The 19,405-nt window shown below is 77.5% G+C and carries 18 protein-coding genes; 6 read left to right on the forward strand and 12 right to left on the reverse strand.

All coding sequences use genetic code 11. The features are described from left to right. The first annotated feature begins 154 nt into the window (after positions 1-154). Positions 155-694: a transcriptional regulator NrdR gene (gene nrdR / locus F1641_RS12405; protein ID WP_194906038.1), complete on the forward strand. Its 540-nt coding sequence runs from the start codon at positions 155-157 to the stop codon at positions 692-694. On the opposite strand, the gene F1641_RS12410 is transcribed toward nrdR, so the two are convergent. Both F1641_RS12410 and F1641_RS12415 read right to left on the reverse strand, forming a co-directional pair. Continuing rightward, positions 681-2,627: a bifunctional diguanylate cyclase/phosphodiesterase gene (locus F1641_RS12410; protein WP_194906041.1), complete on the reverse strand. Its 1,947-nt coding sequence runs from the start codon at positions 2,625-2,627 to the stop codon at positions 681-683. The genes nrdR and F1641_RS12410 overlap by 14 nt on opposite strands. Then, positions 2,624-3,520, reverse strand: a complete 897-nt coding sequence (locus F1641_RS12415) for an HDOD domain-containing protein (RefSeq protein ID WP_194906044.1) — start codon at positions 3,518-3,520, stop codon at positions 2,624-2,626. Before F1641_RS12415 ends, F1641_RS12410 begins: the two co-directional genes overlap by 4 nt. 158 nt (positions 3,521-3,678) lie before the next feature. On the opposite strand from F1641_RS12415, the gene F1641_RS12420 reads away from it, so the two are divergent. Genes F1641_RS12420 through F1641_RS12430 form a run of 3 tightly spaced genes read left to right on the forward strand, consistent with a single transcriptional unit; the run spans position 3,679 to position 5,818 of the window. Continuing rightward, a complete protein-coding gene (locus F1641_RS12420) occupies positions 3,679-4,182 on the forward strand; it encodes a thioredoxin domain-containing protein (protein ID WP_206691143.1) in 504 nt (167 codons plus the stop codon). Then, on the forward strand, positions 4,179-4,946 hold the full coding sequence (locus F1641_RS12425) for a lipoate--protein ligase family protein (protein ID WP_194906049.1): 768 nt from the start codon (positions 4,179-4,181) through the stop codon (positions 4,944-4,946). Before F1641_RS12420 ends, F1641_RS12425 begins: the two co-directional genes overlap by 4 nt. After that, the gene (locus tag F1641_RS12430) at positions 4,943-5,818 is read left to right on the forward strand and encodes a serine hydrolase (protein WP_206691144.1); all 876 of its coding nucleotides are present in this window, start codon (positions 4,943-4,945) and stop codon (positions 5,816-5,818) included. Before F1641_RS12425 ends, F1641_RS12430 begins: the two co-directional genes overlap by 4 nt. Here the strand turns inward: F1641_RS12430 and nhaA are convergent. The 5 genes from nhaA to F1641_RS12455 form a co-directional block, all read right to left on the reverse strand. Continuing rightward, positions 5,815-7,227 carry a Na+/H+ antiporter NhaA gene (gene nhaA, locus F1641_RS12435; protein ID WP_194906051.1) on the reverse strand — a complete coding sequence of 471 codons (1,413 nt, stop codon included), beginning with the start codon at positions 7,225-7,227 and terminating at the stop codon, positions 5,815-5,817. The genes F1641_RS12430 and nhaA overlap by 4 nt on opposite strands. A 41-nt stretch (positions 7,228-7,268) precedes the next feature. Next, the gene (locus tag F1641_RS12440) at positions 7,269-7,544 is read right to left on the reverse strand and encodes a hypothetical protein (protein WP_194906054.1); all 276 of its coding nucleotides are present in this window, start codon (positions 7,542-7,544) and stop codon (positions 7,269-7,271) included. Between the two features lie 172 nt (positions 7,545-7,716). Beyond that, on the reverse strand, positions 7,717-7,989 hold the full coding sequence (locus tag F1641_RS12445) for a protealysin inhibitor emfourin (protein WP_206691145.1): 273 nt from the start codon (positions 7,987-7,989) through the stop codon (positions 7,717-7,719). Positions 7,990-8,017: 28 nt separating this feature from the next. Beyond that, entirely contained in the window at positions 8,018-8,635 is a 618-nt protein-coding gene (locus F1641_RS12450) for a hypothetical protein (RefSeq protein WP_194906056.1), read from the reverse strand. Positions 8,636-8,982: 347 nt separating this feature from the next. After that, positions 8,983-10,032 (reverse strand): M4 family metallopeptidase, encoded by a 1,050-nt coding sequence (locus F1641_RS12455; RefSeq protein ID WP_194906058.1) that lies wholly within the window; start codon positions 10,030-10,032, stop codon positions 8,983-8,985. Positions 10,033-10,153: 121 nt separating this feature from the next. Here F1641_RS12455 and F1641_RS12460 point away from each other — a divergent pair, with 121 nt between their 5' ends. After that, positions 10,154-11,332, forward strand: coding sequence for a DUF2399 domain-containing protein (locus F1641_RS12460; protein WP_194906060.1), 1,179 nt, complete (start codon positions 10,154-10,156; stop codon positions 11,330-11,332). Positions 11,333-11,336: 4 nt separating this feature from the next. Here the strand turns inward: F1641_RS12460 and F1641_RS12465 are convergent, their stop codons facing one another. Beyond that, positions 11,337-12,989, reverse strand: coding sequence for a carboxyltransferase domain-containing protein (locus tag F1641_RS12465; protein ID WP_194906063.1), 1,653 nt, complete (start codon positions 12,987-12,989; stop codon positions 11,337-11,339). Next, positions 12,986-13,729, reverse strand: a complete 744-nt coding sequence (locus F1641_RS12470; protein ID WP_194906065.1) for a LamB/YcsF family protein — start codon at positions 13,727-13,729, stop codon at positions 12,986-12,988. Before F1641_RS12470 ends, F1641_RS12465 begins: the two co-directional genes overlap by 4 nt. Positions 13,730-13,808: 79 nt before the next feature. Here F1641_RS12470 and F1641_RS23275 point away from each other — a divergent pair, with 79 nt between their 5' ends. Continuing rightward, entirely contained in the window at positions 13,809-16,037 is a 2,229-nt protein-coding gene (locus tag F1641_RS23275) for a sensor domain-containing diguanylate cyclase (RefSeq protein ID WP_194906071.1), read from the forward strand. On the opposite strand, the gene F1641_RS12480 is transcribed toward F1641_RS23275, so the two are convergent. From F1641_RS12480 to F1641_RS23280, 3 genes are all read right to left on the reverse strand, one after another. Next, positions 16,015-17,070, reverse strand: a complete 1,056-nt coding sequence (locus F1641_RS12480; protein WP_194906847.1) for an LLM class flavin-dependent oxidoreductase — start codon at positions 17,068-17,070, stop codon at positions 16,015-16,017. The two genes, F1641_RS23275 and F1641_RS12480, sit on opposite strands and share 23 nt — an antisense overlap. Positions 17,071-17,125: 55 nt before the next feature. Continuing rightward, the gene (locus tag F1641_RS12485) at positions 17,126-18,106 is read right to left on the reverse strand and encodes an aldose epimerase family protein (RefSeq protein ID WP_194906072.1); all 981 of its coding nucleotides are present in this window, start codon (positions 18,104-18,106) and stop codon (positions 17,126-17,128) included. A gap of 345 nt (positions 18,107-18,451) precedes the next feature. After that, positions 18,452-19,399 (reverse strand): GNAT family N-acetyltransferase, encoded by a 948-nt coding sequence (locus F1641_RS23280; RefSeq protein ID WP_206691147.1) that lies wholly within the window; start codon positions 19,397-19,399, stop codon positions 18,452-18,454. Positions 19,400-19,405: the final 6 nt, after the last annotated feature.

Consider the following 19,405-nt stretch of genomic DNA (forward strand, 5'->3'; position numbering starts at 1 on the left):
GGCCGTCGGCGCCGACGGCCGTGCTTGCACGCAGCGTCGCGGGCGCCCTACCGTGGCCGTGACCGCCACCACATCTGGGGGCGGACCCCGCGCACAGGCACTACCGGTGCCACGCCGGGGGCGCGGACAGGACGCCTGAGGAGCGACGGCACCGGTGCACTGCCCCTTCTGCCAGTTCCCCGACTCGCGCGTGGTCGACTCGCGCACCTCCGACGACGGCCAGTCGATCCGCCGCCGCCGCCAGTGCCCCGACTGCGGGCGCCGCTTCTCCACCTCCGAGACCGCCAGCCTCACCGTGGTCAAGCGCTCCGGGGTCGCTGAGCCGTTCAGCCGCGACAAGGTCATCACCGGCGTCCGCAAGGCCTGCCAGGGGCGCCCGGTCACCGGTGACCAGCTCGCGCGCCTCGCCCAGCAGGTCGAGGAGGCGGTGCGCACCGCCGGGCGCGCGGAGGTCGACGCGCACGACGTCGGCGTCGCCGTGCTCGCGCCGCTGCGCGAGCTCGACGAGGTCGCCTACCTGCGGTACGCCTCGGTCTACCAGGCGTTCGACTCCCTCGAGGACTTCGAGGCGGCCATCGCGCTGCTGCGCGCCGAGCACGACGTGCGCGGCACGACCGACGTCACCACCGGCACCACCACCGCCGCCGCCGGTGGCGCGGGTGACGCGGCGGGCGTGGCCCTCAGGCCTCGCTGACCAGCGCCTCGACCCGGTCGGCGCCCGGGGTCACCGGGGTCACCGGGGTCACCGCGCTGCTGCTGGGGCTGCTCCTGAGGTCGCGCCCGGCGAGCCACGCGGGCACCGACGCCGCGGGTGCGGGCCGGGCGTGCAGGTACCCCTGCGTCTCGTCCGCGCCCGCGGCGACGACGGCGGCCAGCGCCACCTCGTCCTCCACGCCCTCGACCACGAGGCGCAGGCCCAGGCGGTGCGCCAGGTCGACGGTGGTGGCCACGATCGCCTCGATGGCCGGGTCGCTCGCCACCCGCAGGGTGAAGGCCCTGTCGAGCTTGAGCTCGGTCGCCGGCAGGTCGCTGAGGTACGACAGCGAGGAGTACCCGGTGCCGTAGTCGTCGATCGAGAGCTGCACGCCCCGGGCGCGCAGCCGCCGCGCGGTGGCCAGCGCCTGGTGCGGCTCGGCCATCAGCACCGTCTCGGTGACCTCGACCACCAGCAGCGACGGCTCCACGCCGCTCTCCTCGAGCGCCGCGTCGACCATCGGCAGCAGCGCGGGGCTCGTCAGGCACGAGCTCGACACGTTGACCGCGATCCGCACCCGGTGCCCGGCGTCGTGCCACTGGCGCGCGTCGAGCAGCGCCGTGCGCAGCACCCGCTCGGTCAGGCTCGTCACCAGGCCCTGCTCCTCGACGATCTCGAGGAACACCTCCGGCGAGACGAGCCCGTGCCGCGGGTGGCGCCAGCGCACCAGCGCCTCCAGCCCGCCGACCTCGCCCGTCGAGGCCTCGACCTGCGGCTGGTAGTGCACGACCAGCTGCGCCGTGGCGCTGCGGTCCAGCTCGCCCCCCTCGGACAGGGCGGCGCGCAGCTCCTCGGCCAGCAGGGCGCGCTCGCGCGCCGCCAGGTCGTGCGCCGGGTCGTACAGGCGCACCCCGCCACCGGTGGCCTTCGCGCTGTACATCGCGACCTCGACGCGGCGCAGCAGGTCCTCGGCCGGGGTCAGCTCCACCTCGCGGGCGTCCGCGGGGGCGGCGGGCACGTCGGGCAGCTCGTCGAGGCCGTCCGCGAGGTCGCCCTCCGCCGCGCCGTCGCCCGGCTGGGCCGGGTCGACCCACAGCTCCTCGTCGTCGTCCAGCGGCCCGTCGTCGAAGGCGAGCCCGATGCTCGCGGTGGTGCGCCACCCCGCGCCGTCCTCCGGGGCGGGCGCGGAGATGGCGGCGGCGAGCTCGTCGGCGACGCGGCGCGCCTGGGCGGCCTCGCTGCCCCGCAGCAGGACGGCGAACTCGTCGCCACCGAGCCGCGCGACCAGCGCCGACTCGGGAGCGCAGGCGGCGATCCGGTCGGCGGTGCGCCGCAGGAGCACGTCACCGGCGCCGTGGCCGAACCTGTCGTTCAGCTCGCGGAAGGCGTCGAGGTCGACCAGCAGCAGCGCCACGAGCGACAGGTCGTCGGCCGGGAAGGCGTCCGCGCACGGTCCTTCGCCCGGGGTCAGGGCCGCGCTGAGCGCGCAGGTGAGCGCGGCGCGGTCCGCGAGGCCGGTGAGCTCGTCACGCGTGGTCATCGGGGTGGCGCGGACGACGGGCGCGCCGTCGGGCACCGCCTCCGCCTCGACGGCGTCCCCGCCCCCTCCGCCCTCCGCGACGTGTGCGCTCCCTGCGCTCCCTGCGCCCTCTGCGACGTGTGCGGTTCGTGCGGTGCTGGCGTCGAGGGGGGCAGCGGCACCCCGCGGCGCGCGGCGCAGCAGCGCGAGCGCGGCGAGGGCCGACAGCACCGCGGCCGCGCCCACGACGAGCGGCGCTCCGAGCGGGCGCAGCGCGTCGACGAGGACGAGCAGCAGCGCAGCGGCGGTGACCCCGGCGAGGAGCCGGCGCGTCCCGTCGGTGCTGGTGGTGGGGCTGGTGGTGGGGGTGGTGCTGGTGTCGGTGGTGCGGCCCGCGCGGGCCGGGCGGCTCACCAGTCCGAGGCCGCGACGGACTCGCGCAGCCGGGGCAGGAGCCCGGTCAGCCTGTCCTCCGTGACCACGCCGTCGGACAGCTCCAGGACGTCGGAGACCGGCCCGGTGGGGTCGACGAGCCGCGAGGCCGCCTCCAGGGCGGTGGCGAGGCAGCGCGACCACGGCGTGGAGCGCTCGGGAGACTCCCCGAGGCGCGCCAGCGCGTCGCTGAACTCGCGCGGGAACTGCCACACCGACAGCGCCTCGGCGGACACGTCGGTGTGGCGAAGGCCGAACACCTCCCGCTCGGCGTCCAGGAGCGCGGCGCGGCCGCCGGTGGTGACGTCGTCGCGGTCCAGCAGCGCCTGGTAGCCGTCGGCGTCGTGCTGCACGAGGATCGCCTGGCCGAGGCCGCTGAGCAGCCCCAGGCAGAACGCGTCGGCGGCGGGCACGCGGAACAGCGGCGCGAGGGCGCTGCTGGCCACCGCGGCGGCCTTGGAGCGGGGCCAGAAGTCGGCGGGCAGCACGTCGTCGGTGTCGAGGCCCGCGGCGGCGGCCGCGGCCATCGCGCGGATCGCCTGGAAGCCGACCACCGTGACGGCGAAGGTGACGGTGCGCACGCGGCCGCCCAGGCCGTAGTAGGCGCTGTTCGCGCGGCGCATCACGCGGGTGGTCAGGGCGACGTCGGCCGACAGGGTCCCCGCCAGCTCCTTGGCGCCGACGCCGTCGTCGCCGGTCATGGAGACCACGCGGGCGGCCACGGGGCGGCGGGCCGCCAGCTCGTCGATGAGCTCCAGCAGCTCGGCCATGGTGGCGCGGGCCTGCTCCTCGGCGTCCAGCACCTCGCCGTCCACCTCGGCGGCGGTCTCGGGGTCGACGGAGGTGGGGGTGTCCGGGCTCGCGGTGGTGGTCATGGGTGGCGCTCCGAGCTCAGGGTGGTGTCCTTGCCCCTGCTGCATCGGCCGCGGCGCCGCGGGCTGGACCCGCCCGCGCGGACCAGCACCCGTTCAGCCGCCCCGCTCCGCCTCCCCGTCCGGGAGACAGCGACGGGGTCGGGGCTAGCGTGGGTGCGGTGACGTGGGACCGGCACAGCTACGGGGACCCGGCCGCACCGCTGGTCGTGGTCGAGCACGCCGACTTCGAGTGCCCCTACTGCGCGGCGGCGGCGCCGGTGCTGCGCCGGGTGGTCGACGGCTCCGACGGGCGCGTCCGCCTCGTCTTCCGGCACTTCCCGCTCTTCACCAAGCACCCCTTCGCCCTCACCGCGGCGCTGGCGTCCGAGGCCGCCGCCGAGCAGGGGGTGTTCTGGGAGCTCCACGACGAGCTGTTCACCCACCAGAGCTCGCTGACCGACGCCGACCTCGTGGCGCACGCGGCGCGCGTCGGGGTGCCCCGGCCCGAGCTCGTGGCCGGCGAGGCCGCGCAGCAGCACCGCCCGGCGGTCGAGGCCGACTACGCCGACGCGGGCGCGGCCGGTGTCAGGGGCACGCCGACGCTGTTCGTCGACGGCCGCCTGTACACCGGCCGCGTGGAGGAGTCCGCGCTGCGGCGCGAGCTGGGCCTGCCCCGCCGGTGAGCGCCGGCGAGCCCGGCGACCCCGGCGGCTGGGTGCTGGAGGACCGGACCACCGCCGAGCCCCTCGCGCCCGAGGACGACGCCGCCCACCGCCTGGCGCTGCTCGACGACGTGGGGCGGGGCCGCGCCCCCCAGGTGGTGCGCCTGCTGCGCCCGGTGGCGACGGCGGCCTTCAGCCGCCGCGACGCGCTGCTGCCCGGCTTCGCCGCGGCGCAGGAGGCAGCGCGCGGGCACGGGTTCGCCCCCGTGGTCAGGCCCGTCGGCGGCCGCATGGCGCCGTACCACCGCGGCGTCCTGGTGGTCGACGTCGTCGGTCGCAGCGACGACCCGGTGGCCGGCACGACGGCGCGCTTCGAGCTGGTGGCCGACGCCGTGGTCGCGGTGCTGGGCGACCTCGGCCTCGACGCCCGCCGCGGTGAGCTGCCGCGCGAGTACTGCCCGGGCGAGCACTCGGTGCACGTGGTGAGCCCGTCCGGCACGAGCAAGGTCGCCGGCACCGCCCAGCGCCAGACCCGGCGCGCCCACCTCGTCTCGACGCTGCTCGTGCTCGACGGCTCGGACGCGCTGCGCGCCGTCACCACCGACGTCTACCGCGCCCTCGGGCTCGACCTCGACCCGTCGACCGTCGGCTCCGTCGCCGACCACGTCGCTCGAGGCTCCGGCGCCACCGGCGCGCCCGCGGGCGGGGCAGCCGTGGTGCAGGAGGTCGGCCGGGCGCTGGCCGACCGGCTGCTCGAGGCGCTGGCTGGCAGGGTGGAGCGGTGACGACGAGCGCAGGTCCGCTGGCCCAGACCCTCCAGCAGCACGTCGGCCGCTGGCCGGACCCCGCCGCCAGCGTCGCCGTCGCCAGCCCTGCGGGTGTCATCGCCTCCACCGGCGACCTCGACGTCGAGCGCCGCTGGGCCTCCGTGACCAAGCTGCTCTCGGCCCTGACGGTGCTGGTGCTGGTGCACGACGGCGAGGCCGACCTCGACGAGCCGCTCCCGAAGGGCTCCGCCCCTCCCGGGGCGACCCTGTCGCACCTGCTCGACCACACCTCGGGCCTCGACTTCGAGGCCGGCGGGCCCGGCACCTGGCGGATCCGCTCGCAGCCGGGGGCGCGCCGGACGTACAGCAACACCGGCATCGAGGTCGCCGCCGCCCGCGTCGAGCAGCTGACCGGCGCGCCGTTCGCCGAGCTGCTCCGCGAGCTCGTGGCCGCTCCGCTGGGCATGGCCCGCACCCGCCTGGAGGGCTCGGCCGCGCACGGGCTCGTCGCCCCGACGGGCGACCTGGCCCTGCTCGCCGGTGAGCTGCTGGCGCCGCGGGTGCTCCCGGCCGCCGTCGTCGACCTGCTGCGGACGCCGAGCCGCCCGGGGCTGCTCGGCGTGCTGCCGGGGTTCGGGCGCCAGCAGCACAACGACTGGGGCCTGGGCGCCGAGGTCCGGGCCGACAAGTCCCCGCACTGGACCAGCCCCGGGAACGACCCGGCGACCTTCGGCCACTTCGGTCAGAGCGGCACGTCGCTGTGGGTCGACAGGCGGCACTCGCTGGCGCTGGTCACGGCGTCGTCGGAGCCGTTCGGGGAGTGGGCGGCCGCGGCGTGGCCGGCGCTGTCGACGGCCGTGCTGGAGGGCGTCGGCTCGCAGCGCGACTAGGTGCGGGTGGGGTCGGTCCACGCGCCGGTGGGCAGCGCGGGCAGGCCGCCGTCGTCGTCCAGGTCGGGGGAGCACAGGGGGAGCCGCTCACCCAGCACCCGCAGCACCACGGCTCCCAGGACGGCCGCCACCAGCGACCCCGCGAGCACGCCGATCTTCGCCTCGGCCTGCAGCGCCGGGTCGTCGAAGGCGAGGTCGGTGATGAACAGGGCGATGGTGAAGCCGATGCCCGCCATGAACGCGCCCCCGACGAGGTGGCCGTAGCGCACCCTGCCGGGCAGGTCGCCCAGCCCGCCGCGCAGCGCCAGCCCGGCGAACAGCGAGATGCCGAGCGCCTTGCCGACCACCAGCGCCACGAGCACGCCCCACGTCAGCGACGACGTCGCCGCCGTCAGCAGCACGTCGCCCGACAGGGCCACGCCGGCGTTGGCGAGGCCGAACACGGGCACCACGAGGTAGGCGCTCAGCGGGTGCAGCGCGTCCTGCAGGCGGTCGTTGGCGGGGACGGCGGCGCGCACCGCCGACGTCGCGAGCCGTGCTCGGGTGGGGTCGGCGCGCTCCAGCAGCGCCCGGCCGAAGGCCCGCACCCGGTCGCGCTGCTCCGGCTCGACGGCGGTGGCCGGGACCACCAGGCCGACGAGCACCCCCGCCAGCGTCGCGTGCACCCCGGACGCCAGCACCGCGCCCCACAGCGCCAGCCCCACCAGCACGTACGGGGTCAGCCGCCACTCACCGGCCAGGCGCAGCCCGACCAGCACGGCGAACAGCCCCGCCGCCACCAGTAGCGCCGGCACCGAGACGCCGTGGCTGTAGAAGACGGCCATCACCAGCACCGCGCCGATGTCGTCGACGATGGCGAGGGTCAGCAGGAACAGCCGCAGCTGGTCGGGACAGCGCGGCCCGAACAGGGCGAGCACCCCCACCAGGAACGCCGTGTCGGTGGAGATCGGCACGCCCCAGCCGGCAGCCCCCGGGGTCCCCGCGGTGAAGGCGAAGAACACCAGCGCCGGCACGACCAGGCCGCCCAGCGCCCCCAGGGCGGGGACGACGACGGCGCGCGGGCTCCTCAGGTGGCCGACCGTCACCTCGCGGGAGATCTCCAGCCCCACCGTGCAGAAGAAGACCGCCATGAGCGCGTCGTCGACCCAGTGGCCCAGGTCCATGACCAGCCCGCCACCACCGAGGACCACCCCGGCGCTCGTGCCCCAGAACGCGGCGTACGTGCCGCCGGGCAGGTTCGCCCAGACCAGCGCGGCCGCCGTCGCCACCAGCAGCAGGACGGCGCCGCCCGACTCCGTGGACAGGAACCGCACCACGGGCGGTGACAGGTGGGGGACGGGGATGATCGTCCGCGATGCGGGTCCGGGGCGTCCCGGGAGGGGGACCGTGGTCCCGGGGGGAGAGCTCACCGCGGCAGCATGCCCCCTCCTGCCCGCCGGCGGGTGGGCGCTCAGGCGGCGCGGGGCTCCCGGAACGGGACGGGGCGGGGCTGGGATGCCGGGGTCGCGACCCTCAGGCCCCGACCGGCCGGCGGCCGCTGCGCCGCCCTCTCCAGCGCCGTCGCGTCACCGAAGCGGGCGCCGCGACCGGCGACCAGCGGCGGCCCCGCCAGCGGCTCCGGCTGCGCGCGCCCCGCGGCGGCGGCCCGGACCGAGGCCGCGACCAGCAGCAGCACGAGAGCACCTGCGCAGAACAGCGACACCACCAGCACGACCACGACCACCACGTCCTCTGCGAGCCCCGGAGCCGGATCGCCCCGGCGTGCTCCCAGGCTCGCGCTCGCGGCCGGGTCCTGGCATCCGCCTGCCGGTGCGTCCGCTGGGAACCGCCCGGACACCCAGGGGGACGAACAGGACGGATCGGTCATCCCTGCGGGGGAGGAGGCTCGCCCGTCCGGGTCAGGGGCGTCGCAGCACGTGGTCGATGAGCGACCGCAGCTCAGCCGGCACCGCGGTCTCGCCCACCTGCACCCGGTGGCCGTCGACCTCGACGTCGTAGCGGAAGCGGTCGGCGCGCCCGGGGCCCGGGGCGGCCGTCAGCGCCGCGAGGTCGACCCGGCCGGCGAGGTCGAGCAGCTGCGCCGCCTGCTCGTCGTCGAGGTCGGCGGTGTCGGCCTCGCCGTGCACCACCACGCCGGCGAACCCGCCGCTGCGCTCCACCCGTACCCGCACCCGGCCATCCTGTCCCACCCGAGGGCGGTCACGCAGACAGCCAGGTCTCCCGCCCCTCGAGCGCCTCGTCGACGAGGCGCTGGCCCCTGGCGCGGGTGGAGGAGCCGAGCCTGTCGACCGCTGCCCGGAGGACCCGCTGGTCCCCGTCGACGCGCTCCACGACCGCACGTCCCAGCCGGGCGCGGTAGCCGGCCGTGAGCTGGTGCCGGCCACCCAGCACCTCGTGCAGCCAGAGGTCGGTGTCCGCGAGCCGCAGCACCCCTTCGTCCAGCACCCGGGGCAGCAGCTGGGAGACGGCGGCCCACCGGACGGCGAGCTGGTCGTTCTCGAAGGGGTCGGTGGACGGCGGGGCGCAGACGGCCAGCCTCCGTTCGAGCAGCGCCTCCTCACTGATCGGCAGAGGCAGTCCCGCGACGGCGAGGGCGTCCAACCCGACCACCAGCGTGCCCGGAGGACACACGAGCAGCCCGCTGCGCGCCCTCAGCCGCGGGTCCCACCCGAGCGCCCGAGGCACCCTCACACCGCGGTAGGGCATCCACAGGTCTGCGCTGCGGAGCCGCTTGCGCGTCAGGCCCAGCTCGAGGGCCTCGGAGACCCTGAACGGGCGGCTCAGCAGCTCATCGGGCAGCGGGGTCGCGCGGTGCACGCACCCACCGTGCACCAGGAGGGCGCGGTGGCGCCGCGGCCGTCCACAGGCTCGGCGCCTCCCGGAGTCGCAGGGGACTGCTCCGCAGATGCGCCCCTTGGGTGTGATCGAACGGTCACGCTGATGGGGCGCATCTGCGGAGCGGCGCGGTGCGCTCTCTCCGGCCCCGGGAGCTGACGGCCCCGTGGCGCGGCGCGGGCTCGGTGAGCCGCTGTCGCGGTTCGTGGTGCTCCGCAGGTGCGCCCCTTGGGTGTGATCGAACGGTCACGCTGATGGGGCGCATCTGCGGAGCGACCTGGTCCGCCAGCGCCTCGCCACGACCCGAGGTGCCCGGCCGTCGACCCGGGTCACGGGAGGACGCCGACCTCCGACCAGGCCGACTCCACGGCCCGGTGCACCTCCGAGCCGCTGGCGTGCCCCAGCCGCTCCGCCGCCCGCAGCGTGGTCTGGGCGAACACCGCGAACGAGGCGGTGGCCGGCAGCGCGGCATCGCGCAGCGCCTCGTACCAGACGCGCCCGGCGACCTCCCAGGCCCGGCCGCCGATCCTGGTCGCCACCAGGTGGAACGCCTTGTTGGGGATGCCGGAGTTGGTGTGGACGCCGCCGTCGTCGGCGGTGGTCACGAGGTAGTCGTCGAGGTGGGCGGGCTGGGTGTCGCGCCCCAGCTCGGGGGTGTCGTAGGCGGTGCCGGGCGCGGCCATCGAGCGCAGCGCCATGTCGGGGTGGCCGAGGAGCAGCCCCTGGCCGATGAGCCAGTCGGCCTCGTCGGCGGTCTGCCCGAGCGCCCACTGCTTCACCAGCGAGCCGAACACGTCGGACACCGACTCGTTCAGCGCCCCCGACTGCTGGCTGTAGACCAGCTGCGCCTCGTTGTCGGTGACCCCGTGGGCCAGCTCGTGGCCGATGATGTCGACGGCGACGGTGAAGCGGGCGAACACCTCGCCGTCGCCGTCGCCGAAGACCATCTGGCGGCCGTCCCAGAAGGCGTTGTCGTAGCCCTTCCCGTAGTGCACGAAGCCCCGCAGCGGCAGGCCCTCGTCGTCGATGGAGTCGCGCCCGTACGCCTCGCGGAACAGGTCGAAGGTGGCGCCGAGGCCGTCGTGCGCCTCGTCGGCGGCCGCGTCACCGGTCGGCGGGGCGCCCTCGGACCGCACGACGACGGCGGTGGAGAGGTCCTCGCTGCCGCGGCAGTCGTAGATCGTGCGCGACGGCTGGGCCCCCGCGCGGGCGTGCGCCGCCAGGGGCCGCGGCCTGCCCCGGCGCAGCAGCGCGTTCTGGGCGCGGGAGGAGCGCAGCGAGGCGTCGAGCGACAGCGTGCGCAGCGCCATCTCGCGCTGCGGCTCGCTGCCGCGCAGCACGAGGTGCTCGAGCATCACCGGGGGGAGGAAGCAGGCCATGGGCCATCGTGGCGCCGACCACCGACAGCCCCCACCCGAGATCCCGCCGGAACGGGCGACGAGCCGCGCGGATCGCACGACACGCCTGCGCGAGGGGCCCCCCGGGCGCCACGATGTGCCCGTGCCCACGGCCGTCCGCGCCACCGCTCGCGCCACCGCTCGCCCCGCCCCCCGCGACGCCCTGCTGCGGGTGCTCGGCGACCCCGCGCTCGCGTGGGTCCGCCACCAGGTGCTGGCCCGGCTGGACGACGACGGCGCGGGCGAGGTCTCCGGCGTCCTGCTGCTGCTCACCGCGACCCCGTCCCAGCGCGCCGCCGCCGCCGGGCTGCTCGGGCCGGGAGCGGTGCGGGGCACGCGGGTGGCGGTGCCCGTGGCCGACCTGGAGCAGCTGCTGGCGGAGGTCGTGGGGTGGGACGGCGGCCTGGCCGCGGCCGTGCGGCTGGTCGAGGGCCCGCCCGCGCCCGAGCTGTCGCCCGGAGCCGAGGTGTCACCCGAGCCGGAGGCGGAGCTGTCGCCCGAGCCCGAGCCGTGGCACCGGCCGCCAGCACCCGTCGAGGCCGTCGAGGCGCCGGTGGTGGTGCTGCCCGCGACGCGGGGCGTCCCCCTCGCGGCCCCCGCCCCTCCCGCCCCGGCCCCTACGGCCCCTGCCCCTCCCGCCCCGGCGCTCGTCGCCCCGCCGGCGGCCAGGGCGCCTGCGCCCGTCCGCAGGGCTCCCGTGCGGGAGCTCGACGCCTCCGCCGCGGACGCCGCCGGGCTGGAGCTGGTCGACGTCGTCCTGGCCCTCGGGCTCCCCGTCGACCACCCCGACCACCCAGACCACCCCGACGTCCCCGGCCCGCGGGCGCCGGGCGCCGCGGCGCGCCCGGTGGTCCTGACGCTCCACGGGCTGCGGAGCACACCACCGACCTGGCGCCCCGCCCCGGCGGGCGGCGTGGTCTGGGTGTGCGCGACGCCGTCGGTCGTGGCCGCTGCGGCGGCGGGGCCCAGCGGTCCGGTGGTGTGCCTGGACGCGCTGGCCACCAGCGGCGCCTCCGACCCCGCGTGGCCGGGCGAGGCGGTCGTGCTGGTGCTCGACGGCCTGCGCGGCGCCGGGTGGCAGCTGCGCCTCAACGGCGGGGCCGGGCCCGAGGGCGCCGTGCTCACCGAGCTGCTGGTCAGCGAGCTGGGGGCGCTGCCGTGGCGCACGCCGGACGCCGGGCCCGCCCTCGCGGCAGCCGACCCCCTGGCCGCCGCCGAGCCCGGCACCCCGCTGCTGGCCCAGCTCGTCGCCGACGTCCGGCGGGCGGGTCGCCCCGCCTGAGCCCTCAGCCGGGGGCGACGGCGCGGAAGCGGACGACGGCCCCCGGGGGCAGCGCGCCCGCGGCGTCGAGGTGGTGCTCGGCCACGCACGCGACGACCGGGTAGCCGCCGGTGACGGGGTGGTCGGGCCCGAAGAGCACCGGCTGGCCGTCGGGCGGGACCTGCAGCGCACCGCGGACCGCCCCCTCGCTGGGCAGCTCGCGCGAGCTGCCGTCGACGCGTCGCAGCGGGACCGCCCCCTCCAGGCGGGCGCCCACGCGGTCGACCCGCGGGGTGACCCGCCACTCCTGCTCGAGCAGCAGCGGCACCGACGCGGCGTCGAACCAGTCGTCGCGCGGCCCGAGCACCACGTCAAGCACCACGTCCGCCACCCCGCCGAGCACGACGTCGAGCGCCCCGGGCGTGACGGGCTCCGGCGCCGCGAGGACGGCGGCGGACCCCTCGAGCCACCGGCCCCCGGGCCCGAGGCCGAGCACCGCGCCCGCCAGCAGCGGCTCCGGACCGAGGCCGGCCAGGACGTCGCGTGAGGCGCTGCCCAGGACCAGCGGCACGTCGAGGCCTCCGCGCACCGCCAGCACGGACGGTGCTCCGCCGGGGAGCACCAGCACGTCGCCGTCGTCGAGCGGCAGCGGAGCGCCCCGGGGGGTGGTCCGCTCGCCGGTGGAGGGGGAGCGGAGCACCGGGTCGGCACTGCCACCGGTGACGGCCACCAGCACCGGGCCGTGCGCCGCCACGACGAGGCCGCTGGCCGCTTCCAGCGCGGGGGCCCCCGCGGCGTTGCCGACGGCGCGGTTGGCGCGCCGCAGCGCTGCGCGGTCGCGGGCCCCGGACGCCGAGACGCCCAGGTCGGACAGGCCCGGGCGGCCCAGGTCCTGCACCAGGGTCGACGGGCCAGGGTCGAGCACCTCCAGCCCGCACCCGACCTCCGGCGCCCGGGAGCCCGGGGGCCGGGGCGGCTGCGCGCCGCCGACCGGTGCCGGGGGGGAGCCCGTGACGTCGACGAAGCGCACCCGCGCGCCGGGCCGCAGCAGCGCGGGCGGGTCGCGCTCGACGTCCCACACCGGCAGGTCCGTCTCGCCGAGCAGCTGCCACCCACCGGGGCTCGCCCGCGGGTAGATCCCGCTCAGCTCTCCGGCCAGGCCGACCGCCCCGGCCGGCACCCGGGTGCGCGGGGTGGCGCGCCGGGGGACCCGCAGCGCCGGGTCGCCGCCGGCGAGGTAGGCGAAGCCGGGCGCGAACCCCGTGAACGCCACCGTCCAGTCCGTGCCGGTGTGGGCGCGCACGACCTCCGCGGGGCGCAGGCCCGTGAGGCGGGCGACCTCGGTGAGGTCCTCCCCGTCGTACCGGACCGGCACCTCGACGACGCCGCCGACGTCGCTCACGTCGCCGCTGGCGCCCGCCCGCTCCGGCCCGCGGGCTGCGGCACCGGCGAGCCGGCGCTCCAGCTGCTCCTGCAGCTCCTGCAGCTCCTGCAGCCCGGCGGCCCGTCGGAGGTCCCGAGCGGACGCCCAGCGCAGCAGCACCGTGCGCGCCGCGGGCACCACCTCGACGACGCCGGGCAGCGGCTCACCGGCGAGCGCCGAGCCCAGGGCCAGCACGGCGTCGAGGTCGGGGAGCTCCACGAGCACCGCCGCGGAGCCGACCGGCGCCAGCCTCACCCGGCGGCGCTCGTGAAGGGCTCCACGGCGACGCCGGCCGCCTCCAGCGCGGCGCGCACGGCCCGCGCGGTGACGACGGCGCCGGGGGAGTCGCCGTGGACGCAGACGGACTCGACGGGGCCGGCTGCCGTCTCGCCGCGGGCGAGCGCCACGGCGCGGGCCGCCACCTCGTCGGGGTCGGTGAGGACGGCGCCGGGCAGGCGGCGGTCGAGCAGGGAGCCGTCGGGGGCGAGCCCGCGGTCCGGGAAGCCCTCGGCCACGGCCCGCAGCCCGGCCGACCGGGCCAGGTCCAGGAACGGCGACCCGGCCAGGCCGACCACGGGCAGCGAGGGGTCGAGGCGCAGCACGGCCTCGACCACCGCCTCGCCGTGCTCCCCGCCCTCGGCTGCGGCGCTGTACAGCGCGCCGTGGGGCTTGACGTAGCGGACGGCGGTGCCGGCGGCGCGGGCGATGCCCGTCAGGGCGCCCAGCTGGTAGAGCACGTCGCCGACGAGCTCGTCGCGGGTGGCGTCCAGGCGGCGCCGCCCGAAGCCGGCGAGGTCGCGGTAGGCCGGATGGGCACCCACGACCACCCCGCGGCGCGCGGCCGCGCTGCAGGTGGCGAGCATCGTGGAGGGGTCGCCGGCGTGGAAGCCGCACGCCGTGTTCGCGCTGGTGACGACGTCGAGCAGCGCGTCGTCGTCGGTCAGCGACCACCGGCCGAAGCCCTCGCCGAGGTCAGCGTTGAGGTCCACGCGCACCCCGGGATCCTCCCACCCTCCAGATCGCCCCTCCAGGTGCCGATGGAGCGGGGTGGGCTGGAACGGACGTACGCTCGGCGTGCTCGGTGTGCTGGGTGCTGCGGCCTACGTCGTCCTGGCCGGACCCGTGGGCTCGGTCGCCCTCTCGGGGATCCCGTACAGCGCGGTCGGCGTCTTCTGCGTCGTCGCGACGGTCGTGGGCATCCGCCGCCACCGGCCGCAGCACGCCGCGGCGTGGTGGTGGATCGCCGCCTCCCACGGCGTCTGGACCGCCGCCGACACCACGTACTACGTCCTCGCCGCCGTCGGGGACACCACCTTCCCCACCGCGGCCGACGCGCTGTACGTGCTCGGGTACGTCCCGCTCGTCGTGGGCGTCGCGCTGCTGGTGCGGCGCCGCCAGCCGCACGGCCAGCGGGGCGCGCTGGTCGACGGCGCGGTGGTCGCCACCGGCCTCGGGCTGCTCGGCTGGGTGCTCTTCGTGGGACCCGTCGTCGCCAGCCGCGGTGACGACCCGCTCGGCCACCTCACCGGCGGGACCTACCTCGGCGCCGACGTGGTGCTCGTGGCCCTCGCCGCCCACCTGGTCGCCAGCTCCGTGCGCATGACCCCCAGCGCCTGGCTGGCCCTGGTGGCCATCGCGCTGCTGCTGGTCGGCGACTCCACCTACGTGTGGGGCTCGGTCCTGCCCGACTGGGCCTTCACGGCCCTCGGCCTGGGCTGGCTGCTGAGCAACGTCGCCTGGAGCGCCGCGGCCCTGCACCCGAGCATGGCCGACCTGTCCGACCGCGACGCGCCGGCCGCCAGCGGGATGACCCCCCGCCGCACCGGCGTGCTGCTCGTGGCCGTGCTCCTCGCGCCCGCCACCCTGGCGGTGATGCAGGTGCTCGACCTGGAGGCCGACTACGCCGTCGCCGCCGCCTCGGCCGTGATGTCGGTGCTGGTCGTCATCCGGCTCGGCATCGCCCTGCGCGCCGCCGCCGCCAGCCTCCTGGCGCGGGAGGAGATGCGGCGGGCGCTGGAGCACCAGGCCACCCACGACGCGCTCACCGGGCTCGCCAACCGCGCGGCCAGCACGGCCCACCTCGCCCGGGCCCTCGACGCGGCGCGCGACGGCCGCGCCCACGTCGCGGTGCTGTTCGTGGACCTCGACGGCTTCAAGGGCGTCAACGACGCCCACGGCCACCGCGCCGGTGATGACGTGCTCCGCGAGGTGGCCCAGCGGCTCACCTCCGCGGTGCGCGACGGCGACGTCGCGGGCCGGCTCGGCGGCGACGAGTTCGTCGTCGTCCTGACGGACGTGCGCGACGTCGACGACGTGCTCGCCGTGGCGCAGCGGGTGGTCGAGGAGGTGGCCGAGCCGATCGTCGCCGACGGGCACCTGGTGACCGTGGGAGCGAGCGTCGGTGCTGCGGTGAGCGACGGCGGCTCCGAGCCCCTCGCGGGGCCGTCCGCCCTGCTCCACGAGGCCGACACCGCCGCCTACCGCGCGAAGGCCCGCGGTCGCGGCCGCGTCGAGCTGTACGACCACGCCCTGCGCGCCGCCGAGGCCGAGCGCGTCGACCTGGAGGCGGAGCTGCGCGCGTCGTGGCCGGTCTCGGGCCTCCACCTGGACCTCTTCCCGGTGGTGCCCCCGCCTCCCGCGGCCCCGTGGCCGGCGCCGGTCGCCCTCGACGCACGGGTGCGCTGGAGGCGCACGGGTGGGCTCGACGTCGGGCCTGGCGCCCTCACCGCCGCCTCCGAGCGTGCGGGGCGCACCGGTGACCTGGGGCGGTGGGCGCTCGACGAGGCGCTGCGCCAGCGCGCCGCCGCGGGCCCGTCCGCGCCCGTCGTCTGGGTCCCGCTGCCCGCGGCGCACGTCGCCGCCCGCCACGTGGTGGGTGACGTCGCCGAGGCCGTCGGGCTGCACGGCACCGCGCCCTCGGGCCTCGCGGTGCGGTCCTGCGGGCCGTCGGCCCTGGCGACGCCGGCCGCGCGCGAGCACCTCGGCGCGCTGCGGTCGACCGGCGTCGGGGTCGTCCTGGAGGGGCTGACCGCCCAGGACACGGGTCTGGGCGACCTGCGCTCCCTGCCGGCGACCGCGCTCCTCCTCCACGCCGCCGACCTCCCCGACGAGGCGCTGCTGGCGCTCTTCGTGCGCAGCGCCCGGTCGCTCGGGCTGGAGGTCGTCCTCGACGGGGCTCCCCGGGAGGAGCTGCTCGCCACCGCGCGGGCGCTCGGCCTGCCGGTGGTGCAGCCGAGCGCCGAGCTGGCGGCGGGGCAGGCGGCCGGGCTGGCGGCCGGGCTCAGGCCGCCCGCACCGCGCTGACCGCGCTGCCCACCAGCTCCACCGAGCGCACCCGCGCCGCGGGCGTGGGCGCGCCGTGGGCGGTGATGAGCTCGTCGGCCCCGACCCGGGCGGCGAACGCGTCGAGCTGGGCGACGACGTCGTCGGGCGTGCCGACCGCCGCGAGCCGCGTCATGCGGTCGACGTGCACCCCGGCGCCCGCCTCGAGCAGCGCGTCGGCGACGGCGTCGAACGCGTCGTCGTCAGCGGTCTCGGTGCCCGCCGGCACCCGGCCGCGGCCGAACAGGCCCACCGCGCGCTGGCGGCGGGCGGCGAGCACGTGCTCGCGGGCCGTGGCCTCGTCGTCGGCGGCGAAGACGTTGACCGCCGCGATGGCGTGCGGCGCGGTCAGCGCTCCGGGCCGACCGTTCGGGGTGAAGCCGCGGCGGTAGGCGTCCATCGCCTGCTCGAGGGCGTCGGGCGCGAAGTGCGACGCGAACGCGTAGGGCAGGCCCAGCTGGGCGGCCAGCCGCGCGCCGAAGGTCGAGGAGCCGAGGACGTACAGGGGCACCGGGAGCCCGTCGTCGTCGAGCGCGTGCGGCACCGCCTGGACGCCGTCGCGGCGAGGGGTGCCCGCGAGCAGGTCCTGCAGCTCCAGCACGTCCTGGGGGAAGGTGTCGGCGGCCGACGGGTCGCGGCGCAGCGCGGCGCTCGTGGCGCCGTCGGAGCCGGGCGCGCGGCCCAGGCCCAGGTCGATGCGGCCCGGGTGCGCGGCGGCCAGCGTGCCGAACTGCTCGGCGATGGTGAGCGGCGCGTGGTTGGGCAGCATCACCCCGCCCGCACCGAGGCGGATGGTGGCGGTGTGCGCCGCGACGTGCGCCACGAGCACGGCCGGCGCCGACGAGGCGATGCTCGGCATGCTGTGGTGCTCGGCGTACCAGACCCTCCGGTACCCGTGGCGCTCCGCGGCCCGCGCCAGCTCGACGCTGGCGGCGAGGGTGTCGCGGGCACCGCGCCCGGGGGCCGCGCGCCGCTCGACGGGGGCCAGGTCGAGGACGGACAGCGGGACGTGCACGGTCATGCCTCGGGCAACCACGTGCACGCCCCGCCTGTTCCTCCGGGGCCCCTCGTCAGCGGGTGCTGAAGCGGAACCTCGTCCAGCTGGTGAACTCCTCTCCGGGGCGCAGACGGTCGAGGGGTGGTCGGGCTGGTTGGGGGAGTCGGGGAAGTGCTTGGGTCTCGAGCGTGAAGCCCGCGCCCTGCCGGTAGGTGCGCCCGCCCTGCCCGACCAGCGAGCCCGTGAGGAAGTTGCCGCTGTAGAACTGCACGCCCGGCTGGTCGGTGAAGGTCTCGACCACCCGGCCGCTGTGCGGGTCGTGGGCGACGACGACGGGGGTGCGCTCCCTGTCGACGCCGTCGTCGAAGACCCAGTTGTGGTCGTAGCCGAGGGCGTTGAGCACCTGCTCGTCGGGGGTGGTGATGCGCTCGCCGATCCGGTGCGGCTCGCGGAAGTCGAAGGGCGTGCCCGCCACGTCGCGCTGCGGGCCGAACGGGATCGAGACGGCGTCGATGGGCGTGAACCGCGACGCCGCGATCTGCCGCTCCTGGTCGTGGACGTCGCCGGAGGACTCCCCGGCGAGGTTCAGGTAGACGTGGTTGGTGAGGTTCAGCACCGTCGGCGCCGTCGTGGTGGCCCGGTAGCGGATGACCAGCTGGCTGTCGGTGGTGACGGCCTGCTCGACCACCACCGTCAGCTCGCCGGGGAACCCCTGGTCGCCGTCGGGGCTGACCAGGGTGGACCGGACCCCTGCCTCGCCGTCGCCCTCGAGCACCTCCGCGTCCCAGACGCGCGTGCCGAAGCCCTCCGGGCCGCCGTGCAGGGCGTTCTGCGGGTCCGTGCCCGGGTCGTTCACGGGCACCTGGTAGGTCCGCCCGTCGAGGGTGAAGCGCCCCTTCGCGATGCGGTTGGCGTACCGCCCGATGGTCGCCCCGAAGAACGTGGTGAGCGCCTCGTACTCGGCGAGCGTCCTCTGCCCGAGGGAGACGTCGGCCACCTCGCCGCGGGCGTCGGGCACCAGGACGCTCTGGATGGTCGCGCCGTAGGTAAGCATCGTGACGCGCAGCCCGTCGTGGCCGAAGGTCCACCGCTCGACGGCCCGCCCGCCCTTCGTGGTGCCGAACGGCTCGGACGACGTGGTCGGCGTGCCGCCACCACCCCCTCCGGCGCTGCCGTTCGCGCGAGCCGGGCCGGCCCTGCCGACGGCGGTCGCCAGCAGGCCGCCTGCCGCGGCCGCGGTCAGCGCGGCCCTCCGGGTGAGCGGGGTCGGGTCGAGGCATGCGGTGCTCCCGTGCTCGGCGCCGAGGCACCGGTGCCTCGGCGAACGACCTCACCCTGGACCCGGGCGCCGGTGCCCGACAACCCGGCCGGGAGCTCAGCAGGGGGTTCAGGCGGGGTCTCAGACGGGGGCGACCAGGTAGCGGTACTCGTGGTGCGGGGCGAATCCCGCCCGCTCGTAGAGCGCGCGCGCCGCGGCGTTCGACGCCGCCACCTGCAGGAACGCCGCGGTGGCGCCCTGCTGCGCGCCCCAGGCCAGCAGCGCCCCGGTGAGGCGGCCGGCCAGGCCCCGGCGGCGGTGCGCCGGAGCCGTCTCCACCGCGGACAGCCCGAGCCAGCCGCCGGCCGACAGCGAGCCCCTGGCGACGGCGAGCACCTCGTCGTCCTCCCTCAGGCTGGCGAAGACCTGCCGGTCGGCGGAGAGCAGCACGGCACGGCCGGCGGGGCCGACCGGTCCGCGGCCCTGGTAGGCCGTCAGCCACCGCTCGTCGGGCTCGGCGTCGAAGCGGACGGTGGGCTCGGGGGCGCTCGCACCGGGAACGGGTGCCGTCATGACGAGGGTCGGCGTCCGGACCGTCCAGCCCCGCCGCTCCAGCTCCTCGGCGAGCGCGCCGGTGGGCGCAGCCACCACCGCCTCGAGGTCGCGCGCGGCGTAGAAGGCGCGCACCCGCTCGAGGGCGGTGTCGAGGTCGCAGCCCGGGTCGCCCACGGCCAGCGCCGAGTTGGCGCGGCCGGTGAAGCCGCCCGCCGCCCTCAGCCGCCAGGCGCCGAGGTCCTCGCGCTCCTGCGGTCGCCAGTGCTCAGCGGCCTCCAGCTCCAGCGCGTCGGTGCTGATCTGCGGGCGGGTCTCGGCGCCGGGGCGGCGCTTCCGGCGCTCGGGCGCCGGAGGCACGGCCTTCGCGGCGAGCACGGCGGTGCGCTGCACCACCACCTCGCCGCGGCGCGTGGCGACGACGAGGCGCTGCTCGTCCGCGGCGACGAGGTCTCCGAGGGCGTCGGACGCGGACCCGTCGGGGAGCCGGTGGCGGACGACGACGCGCCGCCCGACCACCAGCTCCCCGAGCCGCACGACGTG

This window comes from Quadrisphaera sp. INWT6 (assembly GCF_015390235.1).
GTDB lineage: Bacteria > Actinomycetota > Actinomycetes > Actinomycetales > Quadrisphaeraceae > Quadrisphaera.

Coding starts and splice junctions, on each gene's coding strand:
- F1641_RS12485 (WP_194906072.1), bottom strand. CDS start 18,106: ATGCTTACCTACGGCGCGACCATCCAGAGCGTCCTGGTGCCCGACGCC.
- F1641_RS12415 (WP_194906044.1), bottom strand. CDS start 3,520: ATGACCACCACCGCGAGCCCGGACACCCCCACCTCCGTCGACCCCGAG.
- F1641_RS12455 (WP_194906058.1), bottom strand. CDS start 10,032: ATGGCCTGCTTCCTCCCCCCGGTGATGCTCGAGCACCTCGTGCTGCGC.